The organism is Bacillus sp. SG20033 (assembly GCF_044570195.1).
GTDB classification, from domain to species: domain Bacteria; phylum Bacillota; class Bacilli; order Bacillales; family Bacillaceae; genus Bacillus; species Bacillus subtilis.
Genome location: NZ_CP172606.1, coordinates 1,634,296 through 1,649,474, shown reverse-complemented (window position 1 = coordinate 1,649,474; position 15,179 = coordinate 1,634,296). Strand labels below are relative to the sequence as shown.

The following is a 15,179-nucleotide window of genomic DNA, read 5'->3' as shown; positions in this document are numbered from 1 at the left end:
TTATTTTCTTTTTTCAGCAATCCGAAGCTTGGCAGAACGAGCCCGGTTGTTCTCTTCAAGCTCTTCTTGAGATGCCGTAATCGGTTTTCGTGTGATGAGCCTCAGCTCCGGTTCAAACTCTTCCGGTATAACAGGAAGTCCCGGAGGAAGTTCCGGAAGCGACGACTTTTCTTTAAAAGTGGTTTTGCAAATTCTGTCTTCTAGCGAGTGGAAGGTAATGACTGATACCCTGCCCCCTGGCTTCAGAACCTCAATTGCCTGCTCCAAAGCTTCTTCAAACACCCTAAGTTCATCGTTTACGGCAATTCTGATTGCCTGAAACACGCGTTTAGCGGGATGTCCCCCGCTCCTTCTCGCTGGAGCGGGAATCGCGTCTTTTATTAGATCGACCAGTTGGCCCGTAGTTTGAATAGGAGACTTCATTCTTGCCTCCTCAATTTTTCTGGCGATCTGTTTACTGAACTTCTCTTCTCCGTATTTAAAGAAAATACGGACGAGATCCTCATAGCGCCACTCATTAACGACTTCTTTCGCCGTAAGCGTAGCCGACTGGTCCATCCTCATGTCCAACGGTGCGTCATGATGGTAACTGAATCCGCGCTCCGGTGTATCCAGCTGCGGAGAGGACACCCCTAAATCAAATAAAATGCCGTCTACTTCTGTAATGCCTTGTTCATTCAAACATTCTTTTAAATACCTGAAATTGCTTTTAATCAGAATGAGCTGTCCTTTATAGTCGGACAACACTTCTTTAGCATGCTGTAATGCCGTATCATCTTGGTCAAAAGCGATTAAACGCCCCTTCTCGGATAACTGCTGCAATAAGTATGTACTATGCCCAGCTCCGCCGAGTGTGCAGTCTACATATGTACCGTCTGGTTTAATATTAAGTCCGTCTACGGTTTCACGAAGAAGTACTGTCTTGTGTTGAAACATATTGTGTTGGTCCCACCTTTTATCAGGATGAATTGAAATTGTTTTTAGAGTGTTATACACGAAGAATCATTATATATCAAACCCAATCATGTTTTCAGCAATTTCAGCAAATGAATCTTCTTGCTCTTCTGTGTATTGTTCCCAAATTACTTTACTCCACAATTCAATTCGATTAGAAACCCCGATAACAACACATTCTTTTTCCAGTTTGGCGTAATTCAATAGAGATGATGCGATATTTACCCTGCCTTGCTTGTCCAGTTCGCATTCAGTCGCCCCTGAAAAGAAGAAACGGGTAAACGCGCGGGCATCTTTCTTTGTGAGAGGAAGAGCTTTTAGTTTTTCTTCAATTTGTTTCCATTCGTGCATAGGGTAGCCGAAGAGACATTGGTCAAGTCCTCTAGTCAGCACAAATTGCTCACCTAGGCCTTCTCTAAATTTAGCGGGTACGATCATGCGGCCTTTCGCATCGATGGTATGCTGATATTCACCCATAAACATGATCTCTTGCCCCACTTTCTCTCCTTAACTCACCACTATTCACCACTTCGCTCCACAACTTCATTTTACACTGTTTACCCATAAAAAAAAACCCTGAACTATTCAGGGTTCTTTAAAACTTTATTTCAAAGTTTGACAACTTGATGTTGATTTTGAAAAGAAAATGGCAGATTCTTGAATGTCGTGAAGAATTTTGGACCGTACCTGTTCAAATAATACATAATATTCCAAATCCGTTCCTGCGGCGCAAGAAGTGGCTTAATGCTATTTTGAATTCTTTCATAATCCTTCAAAACGTAGCCTTCTTTTTCTTCAATTCGCTTCGTCACCGTGCGCTCTAAGAATTGAAGCTGATCCTGAATAAAAGCGGCATTTTTCAGGAGTAAAGGTTCCATGCTTTGATCAACCTTTAACGCCTCCTGCCGGACCGTTTTGTGAATCGCTTCAATTTGGCTTTTCGCCTGATCCATCACCGCCGTAAACTCTTCCGGAATCTGGCGCTCGAAGTATGTCTCTCTTTGATTCTCCGTTCCGCGCTCAATCGCGTCTTGTAACGAGATATTCCGTTCAGCCAGTTTTTTCTCAATATGCCGCTCAAGTATCGTAATGTTCAGCCTTGGCATGACAGGAGGCATTTTGAAGCCCATCACCGCAAAAGCCTGTTTGAGCTCGCCCCAATAATTGATTTCTCCAGGCCCTGCAATAAATGCTAAAGTCGGAATGAGAAATTCCTGCATTAACGGTCTCGTTACAACATTGTTGCTGAAACGCTCTGGATGTTCTTCCATATGTGTATGAAGTTCATCCATCGTCCATCCTAGATCAAGCTCTTTGATGACAAATCGGCCGTTATCTTTTTCAATTAAAAAACGCTCTTCTTCGTATTCATAAAACAGATTCGCCTGCTCTTTTCCGGACTCGATAATCGGTTTGTAGCCTGCTTGACGCATGAAGGCCTGCTGATCTGATACAGCACGGGCGAGTTCATCATTTTCTCGAAGAATCTTTTGGAACATGGCCGTTTCCAGCTTTTTAATCCCCGGATCTCCAGAATTTAATAAAACTAAGCCCTCTTCTTGGAACAAATCCGCGATCAGCAGTTCAAAGAAGTCAGTAAACGTAACAGATTCCCTTAAACATCGTTTCACATTGTCGAGAAGTGTATTCGTATGGTCTGTTTCTTCAAAAGCGGCAAAAACATCATCTATCCACGCGGCACACTTTTCCTGATCAAGCGATGTACTCGCTGCTGATGATTTCTTCCAATAAGACTGAGGCAGCTTTTTTTTCACAGGCCCATTCTCTTCAGATGTGTGAACAAAATTAATCTCATCCAAATCGTGGTCTTCTCCAGCCACCCAGAAGATTGGTATGACAGGCACTTGCAGTTCCTTTTCTTGTTGCTTTGCTAAAACAATGATTGAAATGATTTTATGTATGGTGTAAAGCGGTCCTGTTAAAAGTCCTGCCTGCTGTCCGCCGACTACAGCGGCACTTGACGGATCCTTCAGCTTCTCAATAGCAGACTGCATCGCACTTGAACCGAATTTATTATGGTAAGAGGTTAAGTACGCCGCCAATTCCTCTCTTGCGAAAAACCGGGAAGATAAGTCTTCCAGTCTTTCGCGCCACATGTCCTTATGATGAATACTGTAATCAAAAAAAGAAGACATTTCTTCTTTGCCATCTATATAGTGCTGTACAAACACATTCTGATTTTTGATGGAAAGTTCAGTTAGCTGCATCTTCTAGAACTTCCTTTCTCCAATAAATAGTTAGTGATCCGAAATGAGTATAGCATGTTACCGAAAAAGCTCAAAAGACTTTGTTTGTATTTCGCTCCAATGCTTTGATGCTGCCATATAAAAACTCTAGGTGGACGGCATCAAGACCTTGAAGACTTGCTTCCTTCAATAAGTATCCGATAATGGCGTCAGCTTCCGTCTGCCGGCCTCCAATGACGTCAACCAGCATTGATGAACGATTCTCTTTCGTTTGTCCACAAACGGCCTGAACCTGCTCCCAAGCCTTTTCTTCATTTTCAAGTTTTAAAATGCGGCACGCCTCCTGAAATACCAGCTTCATAAAAGCCAGATAAGCTGGCGTTGTCAGCAGTTCTCCATTTTTCACCTGCAATAAAGCAGTTAAAGGATTAATACACGCATTTACAATCAGCTTGCCCGTCAGCAGACGGTACCAATCCGTCTCATAATAAATCGGAAAATCCGAATGGTTATGCTGAAACAAGATGTTCAGCCGGTCTGGTTCAGCATCGCCGAACGCGCTCCATTTTATCGCACCTAGGCCTGTATGATCAACAGCTGTATCCGATTTTCTTACAGCTCCGTGCTCAACGATTCCAACATAAATGGAATGGCCAACGTGCCAGTCTTTTAGGTCGTGGATATGCCCCATGCCGTTTTGCAAAAATAATATATTCGTCTTCCCGATCCGTTCAAGCGACGAAAAAACAGATTGAAGCTGATGCTGCTTCACTGTCACGACAAGCAGGTCAAAGTCCGAATTGATACTCGTGTCCGCACTGCAATCAGCCCTGAATTCCTCCCCGCCTTTATACAGCCGGATTCCTTCAGACTGAATGGCCGCAGCCTGTTCTTGCCGCCTCGTCACAACAGTCACGTCGTGATAAAGTGACAAATAATAGGCGCATAAAAGACCGACGGAGCCTCCGCCGATAATTCCAATTTTCATGATGTCACACCCAATTTAGCATTTACGTATTATCATAGCAGAAGTAAGAAGAAATTACTTCTCAAAGATCCCATGTGCTTAAAATTAAAGTTTAAATATTTGGATTTTTTAAATAAAGCGTTTACAATATATGTAGAAACAACAAAGGGGGAGATTTGTTTGACAAAGGTAGAACGTCTGCTTATCAACTATAAAACGCTGGAAGAATTCAAGAAATTCAAAGAATACGGCATTCAGGAGCTTTCAATGCTTGAAGAACTTCAGGATAATATTATTGAAAATGACAGCACCTCGCCTTTTTACGGGATTTATTTTGGCGATAAACTTGTAGCACGAATGAGTCTGTATCAAGTTAACGGCAAATCGAATCCCTATTTTGACAACCGCCAGGATTATTTGGAGCTGTGGAAGCTTGAGGTTCTTCCGGGCTACCAGAACAGGGGATACGGGAGAGCCTTGGTTGAATTTGCAAAATCATTCAAAATGCCGATCCGGACAAATCCGAGAATGAAATCAGCGGAATTTTGGAACAAAATGAACTTTAAAACTGTTAAGTATGATATGGCGCGGGACAAAGGGGAAAACCCGCTTATCTGGCATCCTGATATGGATCGCGAAATGACACCGGGAGAGTCTGCATAGAAATCAAAACAACCGGCCTATTCTTACTATAGGGCCGGTTCATTTCAGGCGTTTCTTTACGTTTCTTGAGCCGCTTTTTTCATTCTTCCGTCTTCCTTCGAAACAACCATTTTTCTGGCCCGATCCATGATATCGATCAGTGCCTTGTAATCCTCTTCTGTCATCTCTAGCTGATTCCGCAATGTCTGATTTTCACTCCGCAAATCCTCAAGCTCTTTTTGCAGCGATTGGATTTGCTCCTTCAATTTTTCCCTTTCAAGCTGAAATTCTTGTGCAGACGGTGCTTCTTTGAATTGTTCGAGAAATTGAATGACATCCTGAATGGACAAATCTCGTTTTCCTTCTGACGATGCCGAGGCAGTCTGCTTCATGGAATTCGGCATATTTACCGAATGAACGCCGATTTGCTTTCTCAGTTCTTTCCTTTGCTTTTTTGCAAGCTCTATACCTGACTGGTATTGTTTTCTCACATACGAGTTCCACCTGAAACCACAGGCTGCCGCGGTTCTGGTCAGCGCCCTTCCAACCTCCTCAAAGGCTGAAAGCTGTGTTCCTCCCTCTCGAATATGACGAAGCACCACTTCTGCCAGCAGCAAATCCTCATCCTGAGTCCAAGCATCTTGTCTTGTAATGGTCAAATTCAATCTCCCTCCATGTCAGCTTATTTATCTCATACATATGCCGGTAATAGATTAGATAGACTATTTGCACTCACAAATTTTCCGCAAGCTGACAGGAAGAGAAAAAGAAAAAGCGCAGGGCTTTCACCCCGCGCTTTTCTCATTAGTTACTTTTTACATTTATGTCTTTGCCGTTGTATGATCCGCATGCTTTGCATACACGGTGAGACAACTTCATCTCTCCGCATGACGGACATTCTGTCATACCAGGTACATTAAGTTTGAAATGTGTACGGCGCAATCTTTTCTTCATTTTAGAAGTTCTTCTAAAAGGTACAGCCATTATTCCCACCTCCTTAAAGAGTTAAGATTCATCATCTTGTTTTAAGAGCTTTTCAAGGGCTGCAAGTCTCGGATCAACTTGTTTCTTCTTGTCTTCTTCCGAAATGACTTGCCAATCCTTTCCTTCTTGAGGAGCAGCTCCTTTTTCTTGTTCAGATTCACAAAAGATTTGCATAGGGATTTCTAAAAGAATTTCTTCTTTCACGATCGGAGTTAAGTCGATAGTATCGTCCTCAACAATGTGAACGTCATCATCTTCTATATCATCCGTGTGATGAAATATAAACAGTTCTTTTGTTGAAATTTCAAATGGATACGGGACATCAACGAGTGTTCTTGAGCATGGCAAAATCATTTCGCCTGAAATTGTAAAATCAAACGAAACCTGTTTGGATTTGATATCCGCTCTGCCCTTCACCCGGACGGGAGAAATGCGGCGAATGTCAGAATTCAGCTTTGTCAGCTCATTTAACTCAACTGTTTCATCAAACTCAAAACTTTGTTTTGGCATTTGATGCAGCTGATAAATCGTCCATTTCATTTGTATCACCTCAGGAAAGCAACAAACATGATTATAGCTTTTAAGATTGTTTTTGTCAATATTTTTTCTTTACAGCATAATGCTGCCATTGAAGTATCGTTGACAGCGGAATATGCTATGCATACACTTAAAACAAAAATAAGGCGTAAGAGTTTTCATTTGCAAATGTACCATACGTTTTTAAACATAGCAAGAAAGGCGGAAAAAATATGAAAGCTGTCGGATTGGTGGTTGAATATAATCCCTTTCATAACGGTCACCTTTATCATGCCCAAACAGCAAAGCGGCAAACCGGATGTGACACGGCTGTCGCGGTCATGAGCGGGCATTTTTTACAGCGCGGGGAGCCCGCTGTTGTATCAAAATGGGCCCGAACAAAAATGGCCCTGCAAAGCGGAGTTGACCTCGTCATTGAGCTGCCTTATCTTTATGCCGTGCAAAAAGCAGACATTTTTGCACGCGGCAGTGTTTCCATCCTGAACGAACTTGAATGTGAGGCACTGTTTTTCGGGAGTGAAAATGGGGATATCAAGCCTTTTTTAGAAACAGCACAGCTTATTGATGAGCATAAACATATATTAAATGACCGAATTAAAGAAGAACTTAAAAAGGGAGCCAGTTACCCAGCAGCGGCGGCTAGCGCCTTCAGCTCCATTTTGCATACTGAAAGTGCACTTGACTTGTCAAAACCAAATAACATTTTGGGATACCAGTATGTGACCTCGATTCTAACCGGGGGATATCCTATGAAACCTTATACTACGGCACGCATCTCTTCGGACTATCATGATGCCGATCTCCCTGAAGGCGAAAACCATATCGCAAGCGCCACAAGCATCAGAAAAGCAATGACTGGCCAGAATCTCGAAGCCTGCTTTCGTTTTCTCCCTGCTGCATCTGCACGTGAATTAGCAGCTTACCGCAAATCTTTCGGATTGTGGCATACACCTGAAAGCTACTTTTCTTACTTAAAATACAGCCTTTCAACTGTAACGGCACGGGAATTACAGCAAGTATACGAGGTGGAGGAAGGTTTAGAGCACAGAATTATTCGTTCGATCAGAAAATCCAGCTCCTATCAGGAATTTATGGAACTGCTGAAAACAAAACGCTATACGTGGACAAGGCTCCAGCGGATGAATACACACATTTTAACCAGAACAAAAAAACAGGATATGCAAAAGCTGCTTGACAACGATAAGGCGCCGTATATCAGGCTTCTCGGCATGACGAAAAAAGGACAGGCTTATTTATCCGAAAAGAAAAAAGCACTGTCTGTTCCGCTTGTCAGCAAACTGTCCTCTTTCTCCCATCCAGCTCTCGATCTGGACGTAAAAGCAAGCAGGATTTACAGCCTGCCGATAGAAGAGCCGCTGAGAACTGAGTTTGACCTACAGGAATACGGACATGCACCGATTCGATATGACGAAGATGAACAACACTTTTTAAATGTATAGAAAAAGCACCTGAGAATCAGGTGCTTTTCGCTTTCAGCTTATTCAAATAATCAATCGCATCCTGCATGGTATCAACAGGCACAATCTTCATATTTGAATCAATATCTTTTGCTGTTTTTACTGCGTTCTTATAATCGGAATTGCTGGCGCCGTTTTGATTTGGCGCGAAGAAAATGTCTTTTCCGGCTTTGTCTGCGGCGACGACTTTTTGATCAATGCCGCCGATCGGGCCTACTTTTCCGTCAACATCAATCGTACCTGTTCCCGCAATATCGTAGCCTTTTGTTTCGTCTGGTTTTGTCAGCTGATTATAGATTTCAAGGGACATCATTAACCCTGCTGACGGGCCGCCAATATTTTCGATTTCAAAATCAATATCAGGCTCTACCTTCACGTTTCTGTCTGTATAAAGCGAAACTCCGATTCCTGCCCGATCCGGCTCATCAGGAAATTGTTTTAACGTAAGGGTGACACGCTTTTCTTTTTCTTCTCTTTCGATCTTTAACGTGACTTTATCTCCCGCTTTTTTGCTGCTGATATAATCAATCAGCTTTTCAGCAGACTGATAGTTTTTGCCGTCTGCGCTGATGATTTTATCACCGACTTCTATTTTCCCTTTTGCCGGCATGTTTTCTACAACTGAGCTTGCGTATATGCCGTTAAAGGAATAGCTGACTTTTTTTCCTGCCTTTTGATAGGCGGCTATAACCGCATTTTCTTGCGAGCTTTTCATCATTTGGAGCTGTCTTTTCATATACTCCTTATCTGACTCGCCTTCCTCCTTAATGCTCTCATCAGGAACAATTTCATAATAAGGGTGCATCTTTGCCCACACATATGTAAACGGATTAGCCGGTCCCACTTTAACAGTCATTAAGGACAGGCTTCCTTTTTCCGGGTAGCCTCCCTCCACTTTTATCAATGAAGCAAGCTCTGTCGCTTCTCCCGGTTTTGTAATATAGTATGGAAGTTTTATAAATGATAAAACGGCGATCAGTATGAGGATGACGAGCATCCAGCTAAAATGTTTTTTACGTAGCAAATTATGAGCCCTCCCAATTCTCTATTTCTTTTCTTATCTTGCTGATCATTCGGTTTGTCGCCTCTTCGCCTGCCGATATCATTTCTTCAATATTGGCAAACGAGCTTGAGCTGTATGTTTCAAGGGAAGGGCGAATCATGATATCTGCGGCAATTGTTTGATGCCGCACTAATTCATTTTGCAGTATATCCATACTTTGCATAATCACATCAAAAATATGCACTGCTGTCTCAGTTTTTCGAACCCTGGAAACATCCGAAGCGATGATAATATCAGCTCCCATGTCTTTTACAACAGAAACCGGAATTCGATCGACGACCGCGCCGTCTACAAGAAGGCGTCCGTCCAGCCGCTGCGGAATAAAGATACCCGGGATGCTGATGCTGGCCCTCACTGCATCTGACACTGATCCTTTTCGGAACACAATCTTTTCTCCCGTCTGTAGATCACACGCAACAATGCCCAGCGGGATTTGGAGCTCTTCAATCGGTTTTCCGAATGTATAAGCATGCACAAGCTGTCTGACGCGGTCACCTTTTAAAAAACCGAGCTTCGGCACCGTATAATCAGCATAAAGCCTTCGTTTAAAGGCTTTGGCTACTTTTTTCATCGTTGCCACGTCATGTCCGGCGGCATAAAAACTGCCCACCAAAGCGCCCATGCTGCTTCCTGCAATCATATCCACTTCAATTTGGTGCTTATGTAAACTGGAAAGCACACCGAGATGAGCAAGCCCTCTGGCCCCTCCCGATCCTAACGCTAACCCGATTTTAGGTTTGGCCAAAGCGTTAACCTCCTGCCTGAATTCCCTGTATACCGAATTCTATGGTCTAAACTTAACCCCTATGCTCGTATATTAGTACAAAGAATCAAGAGGACAGGTACTGCTTGGCCGTTTTACATCATACATTATTTTATCATGATATACATGTCATTGGGCATTTTTAGCATCGGGGAGGTAAGAATGAACTTGTCGAAGATTAATACACTTTTGATTGCCTCGTTTTTTCTTTTTTTAACAGCGACTGTCATCTCACATCCACAGGCCTCATTCGAAGCCTCTAAAACCGGGCTGTCTATGTGGTGGGAGGTTGTGTTTCCGTCATTGCTGCCATTTTTCATTCTGTCCGAACTCTTAATCGGCTTTGGCATTGTGCGGTTTGTCGGTGTTTTGCTTGAGCCTTTTATGCGGCCGATCTTTCGCGTGCCGGGTGTCGGCGGCTTCGTTCTTGCTATGGGAATGGCATCAGGAAACCCAGCGGGAGCAAAACTCACTGCCCGTCTGCGGCAGGAAAATCAGATTTCAAGAGTAGAAGCAGAACGGCTCGCGTCGTTTACCAATTCTTCAAACCCGCTCTTTATTTTCGGCGCTGTTGCCGTCGGTTTCTTTCAAAACGCGTCACTAGGCATTTTATTAGCTTCTGCACACTATTTAGGGAATCTGGCTGTCGGTTTAACAATGCGTTCCTATGGCCGCAAGGAAGAGCAGCATCTCAGAAGAAAGAAAACGATACCTTTCCCTTCAGTCAAAGATGCTTTACACGCTCTTCATACCGCCAGACTTGCAGAAAAACGGCCCTTGGGTAAAATTTTAGGCGACGCCGTGACGTCTTCTGTTCAAACGCTTCTTATGGTAGGCGGCTTTATTATTTTATTTTCTGTCTTCAATCGGCTGTTGTCAGTGGTCCAGCTGACTGATGTTTTGTCTGTTTTCACAAAAGGAGCACTGACTTTGTTTCAGCTTCCGACTCAATTGGACATTCCGCTTTTATCAGGGATGTTTGAAATTACATTAGGCAGCAAGCTTGTCAGCGAGACCGATGTTTCTCTTCTGCAAAAAGCCATTATCGTCAGCTTTATTCTTGGGTTTAGCGGCTTTTCCGTACAAGCTCAGGTGGCAGGTATTTTATCGGAAACCGACATTCGATTTAAACCATTCTTTATCGCACGTTTGCTGCAGGGCGTTTATGCCGCTGTCTTCGTCATGCTTTTATGGAAACCTCTTTACACGGCATGGCATGATCCCTATCAGTATGTATTTAAATCTCTTAACAGCAGTGACATGCCAACTGCCTTCATAAACGGCTGGAATCTGCTTGTGCAGATCGGACCTGCTGTCACACTATGCGCGCTGTTTACGTACATTATCATTTTTTCTTACAGACTGACAAACGGAACAAAAAAAGGATGAGTCAAAACCCTCATCCTTGTCTGAATTTTTGCTGAAGCGCCAGCTCTACTTCCGGCGGTACAAACTCTGATACCGAGCCGTTGTATCTCGCCACTTCTTTTACGATGCTTGAACTTAGAAACGAATATTGATTGTTTGTCATCATAAAAAATGTCTCGATGGATTCATCAAGCACACGGTTTACTGATGTCCCCTGCATCTCGTATTCAAAATCAGATACAGCTCTCAAGCCTCTTAAAATCGCTTTCGCATTTTTTCTTTTTGCATAATCAATTAACAGGCCTTGCGATGTTTCAACTGTTATGTTCGGAATGTCTTTTGTCACTTCTCTCAGAAGCTCACACCGTTCTTCCACACTGAACAAAGGCTTTTTTGAAGAATTATTCAGCACACATACATACACTTGTTCAAAAATATGCGCCCCGCGTTTGATGATGTCCAGATGCCCGTAGGTCACCGGATCAAAACTGCCGGGACAGACAGCTATACTCGCCACCTCACTACCCCCTCTTTTTATAAATCGCCACACCTGTTAACCCATAGGTTTCTTTTCTTGTCATCACAAGATCTCCTACGGTTTCGGGAAGCTCGACCTCTCTGTCATGCTCAGCGACGATAAAGCCGTCTTCTTCCAGCATTTGATATTCGTCAATCATCGTTAAAAGTGCTTTCAGCTTTTGTTCCTTATACGGCGGATCGAGAAAAATTCCGCGAAAGCCGGTTTCTCTTTTAGCAGCAGCATGCAAAGCACGTTCCGCATCATTGCGGTATACCTGTGCATGTTTTGTAAGCTCCAGCGTTTTCAAATTAGATTTTACCGTTTGAATCGCTTTAAAATCACGGTCAACGAATATACAATGCTCAAACCCGCGTGAAAGCGCTTCGATTCCAAGACCTCCGCTCCCTGCGAATAAGTCAAGTCCCCGGCCCCCGTCAAAATAAGGGCCGATCATATTGAAAATGGATTCCTTCACTTTGTCGGTTGTCGGTCTTGTTGATGTTCCGGGTACAGCCTTTAGTGAACGGCCTTTTTTTGATCCAGAAATTACTCTCATGTTCCACACCACTTTTTCTAAAAGCTATTTTGTTTCTTTATTCGGCCGGACGCCGCTATGTACATAGAAAAAAATCAATCCTATCTTAACATAAAGCATTCTTCCAAACAATGAACGCTAATCTTGATAAACAGGTGTATAGGCAGCATGATCCTTGTCCATACTATTAGCAACAGCATCTAGAGGATGTTGTTGCCAACCGCGGAGAAGACTTACGTTTCCCCATAAGTTCTTCCTCCGGTTTCTCCTCTCCCTTTGCCTTCTCCTTAACATATTAAGGAATAGAAGGACCCCGCAGATGCCTGCGGGGATTTTTTTATAGCTATATGCCGATTTTATAATCGTATTCTTTTGCCTTATCAAGCTTTGACTCGAATTCCAATTTTAAAAACGGTTTATAAGAAGGCTCCACTTTTTTCACAAATGAGTAAGATTCAATCTTGTCCATTGTTTTTTCAATTTGGTCCATATCACAGTACAGTACGACATATTTTAATCGTTTTGATACATAGTGCACATTCCCGAACTTCCTCAGCATTTTGCTCTGCTTTAGGGAGTGCAGATACACAACCATGCCCTGGCGCCTATTCTCCAATACAATCACCTGCCTGTTTTCTCTTATATGTAAAAGACGAGACGGCCAGTCTCGTCAGGACACTTTACATCCGCAGCTTCCGCCTGAACCGCAGCCGCCTCCGCATGAAGACAAACCGTCAAAATAAGGGTTCCCAGTCGGAACTTTCACATGCTCCGAGACAGCTGTCCCAATCTCAACGCTGACCTCATCAAGAATAGACTGGAGCTCATTTTCAGCTCTCTTGAAGTCAGCCACCTTATCGTTCAGGTCCAGCTCACGTTTGATCTCCCTCATTTTCCGGGATATTTCTCTATAGTCAGGATGATATTTGCCAAAACGCTGTACATCCTCATACTGCTCTTTTATTTTGATAAAAGAACGAATAATCCGACCTGCCTCTTCATCTTCCTGGAGACGCTTGTAACAATTGCGGTAGTTCTCAGCCGTCTCCGACTGCAGAATCATCTCGGCAAGCTGCTGAGCTTCACTTTGAAGCCGCACGGATTCCATCGTCGCATACATAACATGCACCTCCAGTTGTTAGTTTACCATGAAACCAGCCAATTGGAAAATGCTTAACCGCAGCCGTATACAAAACCTTATGTCCGCATGAAAAAAGACCCTTTTTCGGGGCCTTTTAATCTTTTGTCCGCATCGCTTGAAACATTTGCATCATCATTTGCGCCATTTGAATCCCGTTCGTAAACTGATTCACCCGATGCGGAATGGTTTTTTCATAAAAATTCATCATTTCAAGCTGAAAGGAGGACAGATCATCCGGTTTTCTTGAAAGCCTGCGGTACCATATCGGCTGTTCTCTGATGAATCGTTTCCGTTCTTCGTTTGCTAAAATATATTCCTGAACCTCTTTGCGCATATGAGCTCCCCTTTTTTAATCCTTTCGAAAAGAAAAAGGATGCTGTCCAGAGCCTGGCTGAGAATGCTTCTGTCCGCTTCCGGAAAATGTATTAAGAAGGCTTTGCAACGATGAGATCGACTGGCTCATTTTATTGATTTGTTCGTTCATTTGATTGACATCCATCTTTTTCACCGCTGTCACCATTTTCGAGACAAAATCATTTTTTTGCGGTGTTTCAGGCACAGCTTCAGAAGCTTCTTCCGGTTCCCGATATGGATCCCAAATCGGGTCGCTCTCCCCGAAGAGGACCCAATTTTCATATACGTCCTGCCAGCTTCTTTGTTCTTTGCGCACTTCTTTTATCAGCTTGGGATGCTTTTTGACGAATTGTTTAAAGTCATTGATTGAATGATTGGCATGTTGATTCGCCACAATCCTCACCCCCTCCGAAAATCGTTACCTACTACAATGTATCGTTTTGTCGGGCATTGTGTTCGCCTATATTCATTCCCAAATGAATTTTTAGCGATATCCCTATACACTGGTGAAAAAGCCTGACTGAAGGGATGGGAAACGGCCTTATCTGTAAGCTATCAGCACATTCATTCAGACCAGCTTGTATGGAAATAGAAAAAGCCGGGAACCATTCGTCCGCGGCTTTCATTACCATCGCTTAATAAAATTTTGGGTGTAATATTTCCGGTCTACTCCGACACCAAGATGCGTATAATCTGAATTCAGAAGCGCTTTTCGATGGCCTTCGCTATTCAGCCAGCCTTCTACAGCGGCCGGACCGTCCACATAATTGTATGCGATATTTTCTCCCGCTTGCTGAAAGTCAACATGCCCTTCTTCTAAGCGGTCTTTCAGCGAGCCGTATTTTTTAGAGACATGGGAGAAATAATTATTTTCCTTCATATCCTCACTATGCCCAAATGCCACTTCCGCCGTTGGCTGATCCCACTCAAGCTTCGCAAGTCCATGTTTAACGCGTATGACATTCGTCAAATCAAGGATTTGCTTTTCGCTCGTTGTTTGGATCTTTTTCCATTTCTCATCTGAAACAGCTTTCGGTTTAATTAATTCCCCGCGGTACACTACCTCATAAGGTCTTTGCTTTACAAAGGTCTGCGCATCAAACGCCCTGATGCTGGATAGCTTCCCCTCAAATTTGTCCATATACAGCTGGACATACATCTTTCCTACCTTTACAGTCGGTCTTGTATTGATATCTTCTTCAGAAAATTCAAACCGATAGGAATTTCCTTTATACTCTACATTCACAAATGGTGCCACCTGGGTGGTCTTGAATACTTCGCCAGTTGATTCTCCAATTTTGAAAGGCTTGGCGTTAATATCATTACCCGCCGCGAATAATGTGACCACTTTATTGTTTAATACCCCGATTTGGATATATTGATCCTTATCTTGATTGTATACCCACCAATCGTAATCATAAGCCGAAGGGTCAATACGTTCAGGTTCCCCAAGCTTTTTCGTTACTTCATCGGCGGGCTTGCCCATGAAGGACAATAACCCTGAAGTCGGCATATGTATTCGTTTGCCGCTTTGCGCTTCCTCATTCGACACCTGAGGCTCGCTGTCATTTGATTTCTTTTCAGGAACAGATCCATATTGAATAAACAGAACATAAGTTCCGCAGATAATCAAAAGGATAACCATTGCTCTCAATATATTTTTCAA

At 43.2% G+C, this 15,179-nt stretch carries 20 protein-coding genes; 4 read left to right on the top strand and 16 right to left on the bottom strand.

Annotation, left to right across the window (positions count from 1 at the left end; all coding sequences use genetic code 11):
* From rsmH to ACFVP7_RS08795, 4 genes are all read right to left on the bottom strand, one after another.
* Complete coding sequence (gene rsmH, locus ACFVP7_RS08810; RefSeq protein WP_338733653.1) at positions 1-936, bottom strand: 16S rRNA (cytosine(1402)-N(4))-methyltransferase RsmH; 936 nt, start codon at positions 934-936, stop codon at positions 1-3.
* Positions 937-1,005: 69 nt separating this feature from the next.
* Positions 1,006-1,437, bottom strand: a complete 432-nt coding sequence (mraZ, locus tag ACFVP7_RS08805) for a division/cell wall cluster transcriptional repressor MraZ (RefSeq protein ID WP_003221402.1) — start codon at positions 1,435-1,437, stop codon at positions 1,006-1,008.
* A gap of 125 nt (positions 1,438-1,562) precedes the next feature.
* On the bottom strand, positions 1,563-3,182 hold the full coding sequence (gene bshC, locus ACFVP7_RS08800) for a bacillithiol biosynthesis cysteine-adding enzyme BshC (RefSeq protein WP_163131328.1): 1,620 nt from the start codon (positions 3,180-3,182) through the stop codon (positions 1,563-1,565).
* 70 nt (positions 3,183-3,252) lie between these two features.
* Entirely contained in the window at positions 3,253-4,149 is an 897-nt protein-coding gene (locus ACFVP7_RS08795; RefSeq protein ID WP_021479342.1) for a 2-dehydropantoate 2-reductase, read from the bottom strand.
* A gap of 159 nt (positions 4,150-4,308) precedes the next feature.
* Between ACFVP7_RS08795 and ACFVP7_RS08790 the strand changes: the two genes are divergently transcribed.
* Positions 4,309-4,791 carry an N-acetyltransferase gene (locus tag ACFVP7_RS08790; protein WP_003244940.1) on the top strand — a complete coding sequence of 161 codons (483 nt, stop codon included), beginning with the start codon at positions 4,309-4,311 and terminating at the stop codon, positions 4,789-4,791.
* A 56-nt stretch (positions 4,792-4,847) separates the two neighbouring features.
* Here the strand turns inward: ACFVP7_RS08790 and gerR are convergent, their stop codons facing one another.
* From gerR to ACFVP7_RS08775, 3 genes are all read right to left on the bottom strand, one after another.
* Entirely contained in the window at positions 4,848-5,429 is a 582-nt protein-coding gene (gene gerR, locus ACFVP7_RS08785; protein WP_015383592.1) for a sporulation specific transcriptional regulator GerR, read from the bottom strand.
* Positions 5,430-5,574: 145 nt separating this feature from the next.
* A complete protein-coding gene (gene rpmF, locus ACFVP7_RS08780) occupies positions 5,575-5,754 on the bottom strand; it encodes a 50S ribosomal protein L32 (protein ID WP_003154457.1) in 180 nt (59 codons plus the stop codon).
* Positions 5,755-5,775: 21 nt separating this feature from the next.
* Positions 5,776-6,294 (bottom strand): DUF177 domain-containing protein, encoded by a 519-nt coding sequence (locus ACFVP7_RS08775; RefSeq protein ID WP_069837491.1) that lies wholly within the window; start codon positions 6,292-6,294, stop codon positions 5,776-5,778.
* A gap of 27 nt (positions 6,295-6,321) precedes the next feature.
* Between ACFVP7_RS08775 and ACFVP7_RS08770 the strand changes: the two genes are divergently transcribed.
* Both ACFVP7_RS08770 and ACFVP7_RS08765 read left to right on the top strand, forming a co-directional pair.
* Positions 6,322-6,507 carry a hypothetical protein gene (locus ACFVP7_RS08770; protein WP_003232215.1) on the top strand — a complete coding sequence of 62 codons (186 nt, stop codon included), beginning with the start codon at positions 6,322-6,324 and terminating at the stop codon, positions 6,505-6,507.
* Positions 6,504-7,751 carry a nucleotidyltransferase gene (locus tag ACFVP7_RS08765; protein WP_338733646.1) on the top strand — a complete coding sequence of 416 codons (1,248 nt, stop codon included), beginning with the start codon at positions 6,504-6,506 and terminating at the stop codon, positions 7,749-7,751. Before ACFVP7_RS08770 ends, ACFVP7_RS08765 begins: the two co-directional genes overlap by 4 nt.
* A gap of 16 nt (positions 7,752-7,767) precedes the next feature.
* Here the strand turns inward: ACFVP7_RS08765 and ddcP are convergent, their stop codons facing one another.
* Both ddcP and ACFVP7_RS08755 read right to left on the bottom strand, forming a co-directional pair.
* On the bottom strand, positions 7,768-8,793 hold the full coding sequence (gene ddcP, locus ACFVP7_RS08760) for a protease DdcP (protein ID WP_003245451.1): 1,026 nt from the start codon (positions 8,791-8,793) through the stop codon (positions 7,768-7,770).
* A gap of 1 nt (position 8,794) precedes the next feature.
* On the bottom strand, positions 8,795-9,577 hold the full coding sequence (locus tag ACFVP7_RS08755) for a patatin family protein (protein WP_003232221.1): 783 nt from the start codon (positions 9,575-9,577) through the stop codon (positions 8,795-8,797).
* Positions 9,578-9,757: 180 nt separating this feature from the next.
* Here ACFVP7_RS08755 and spoVV point away from each other — a divergent pair, with 180 nt between their 5' ends.
* Positions 9,758-10,984: a dipicolinic acid transporter SpoVV gene (gene spoVV, locus ACFVP7_RS08750; RefSeq protein WP_015252149.1), complete on the top strand. Its 1,227-nt coding sequence runs from the start codon at positions 9,758-9,760 to the stop codon at positions 10,982-10,984.
* Positions 10,985-10,994: 10 nt separating this feature from the next.
* Here spoVV and coaD read toward each other — a convergent pair whose 3' ends face one another.
* The 7 genes from coaD to ACFVP7_RS08715 form a co-directional block, all read right to left on the bottom strand.
* Entirely contained in the window at positions 10,995-11,480 is a 486-nt protein-coding gene (gene coaD, locus ACFVP7_RS08745; protein WP_003245283.1) for a pantetheine-phosphate adenylyltransferase, read from the bottom strand.
* Positions 11,481-11,484: 4 nt separating this feature from the next.
* Positions 11,485-12,039 (bottom strand): 16S rRNA (guanine(966)-N(2))-methyltransferase RsmD, encoded by a 555-nt coding sequence (rsmD, locus tag ACFVP7_RS08740; RefSeq protein ID WP_019258325.1) that lies wholly within the window; start codon positions 12,037-12,039, stop codon positions 11,485-11,487.
* A gap of 322 nt (positions 12,040-12,361) precedes the next feature.
* Positions 12,362-12,634, bottom strand: coding sequence for a YlbG family protein (locus ACFVP7_RS08735; protein WP_072175371.1), 273 nt, complete (start codon positions 12,632-12,634; stop codon positions 12,362-12,364).
* Positions 12,635-12,688: 54 nt separating this feature from the next.
* Complete coding sequence (gene ricF / locus ACFVP7_RS08730; protein WP_003221370.1) at positions 12,689-13,138, bottom strand: regulatory iron-sulfur-containing complex subunit RicF; 450 nt, start codon at positions 13,136-13,138, stop codon at positions 12,689-12,691.
* Positions 13,139-13,253: 115 nt separating this feature from the next.
* Complete coding sequence (locus ACFVP7_RS08725) at positions 13,254-13,493, bottom strand: YlbE-like family protein (RefSeq protein WP_003232231.1); 240 nt, start codon at positions 13,491-13,493, stop codon at positions 13,254-13,256.
* A 15-nt stretch (positions 13,494-13,508) separates the two neighbouring features.
* Positions 13,509-13,907: a YlbD family protein gene (locus ACFVP7_RS08720; protein WP_003232233.1), complete on the bottom strand. Its 399-nt coding sequence runs from the start codon at positions 13,905-13,907 to the stop codon at positions 13,509-13,511.
* Between the two features lie 231 nt (positions 13,908-14,138).
* Positions 14,139-15,179 carry a CAP domain-containing protein gene (locus ACFVP7_RS08715; RefSeq protein ID WP_396583156.1) on the bottom strand — a complete coding sequence of 347 codons (1,041 nt, stop codon included), beginning with the start codon at positions 15,177-15,179 and terminating at the stop codon, positions 14,139-14,141.

Bases quoted from the DNA above. Each gene is read 5' to 3' on its own strand.
- spoVV (WP_015252149.1), top strand. From the start codon at position 9,758: ATGAACTTGTCGAAGATTAATACACTTTTGATTGCCTCGTTTTTTCTT.
- ACFVP7_RS08725 (WP_003232231.1), bottom strand. From the start codon at position 13,493: ATGCGCAAAGAGGTTCAGGAATATATTTTAGCAAACGAAGAACGGAAA.
- ACFVP7_RS08765 (WP_338733646.1), top strand. From the start codon at position 6,504: ATGAAAGCTGTCGGATTGGTGGTTGAATATAATCCCTTTCATAACGGT.
- ACFVP7_RS08775 (WP_069837491.1), bottom strand. From the start codon at position 6,294: ATGAAATGGACGATTTATCAGCTGCATCAAATGCCAAAACAAAGTTTT.
- ACFVP7_RS08795 (WP_021479342.1), bottom strand. From the start codon at position 4,149: ATGAAAATTGGAATTATCGGCGGAGGCTCCGTCGGTCTTTTATGCGCC.
- rsmD (WP_019258325.1), bottom strand. From the start codon at position 12,039: ATGAGAGTAATTTCTGGATCAAAAAAAGGCCGTTCACTAAAGGCTGTA.
- rpmF (WP_003154457.1), bottom strand. From the start codon at position 5,754: ATGGCTGTACCTTTTAGAAGAACTTCTAAAATGAAGAAAAGATTGCGC.
- ACFVP7_RS08770 (WP_003232215.1), top strand. From the start codon at position 6,322: ATGATTATAGCTTTTAAGATTGTTTTTGTCAATATTTTTTCTTTACAG.
- ricF (WP_003221370.1), bottom strand. From the start codon at position 13,138: ATGTATGCGACGATGGAATCCGTGCGGCTTCAAAGTGAAGCTCAGCAG.
- rsmH (WP_338733653.1), bottom strand. From the start codon at position 936: ATGTTTCAACACAAGACAGTACTTCTTCGTGAAACCGTAGACGGACTT.
- mraZ (WP_003221402.1), bottom strand. From the start codon at position 1,437: ATGTTTATGGGTGAATATCAGCATACCATCGATGCGAAAGGCCGCATG.
- bshC (WP_163131328.1), bottom strand. From the start codon at position 3,182: ATGCAGCTAACTGAACTTTCCATCAAAAATCAGAATGTGTTTGTACAG.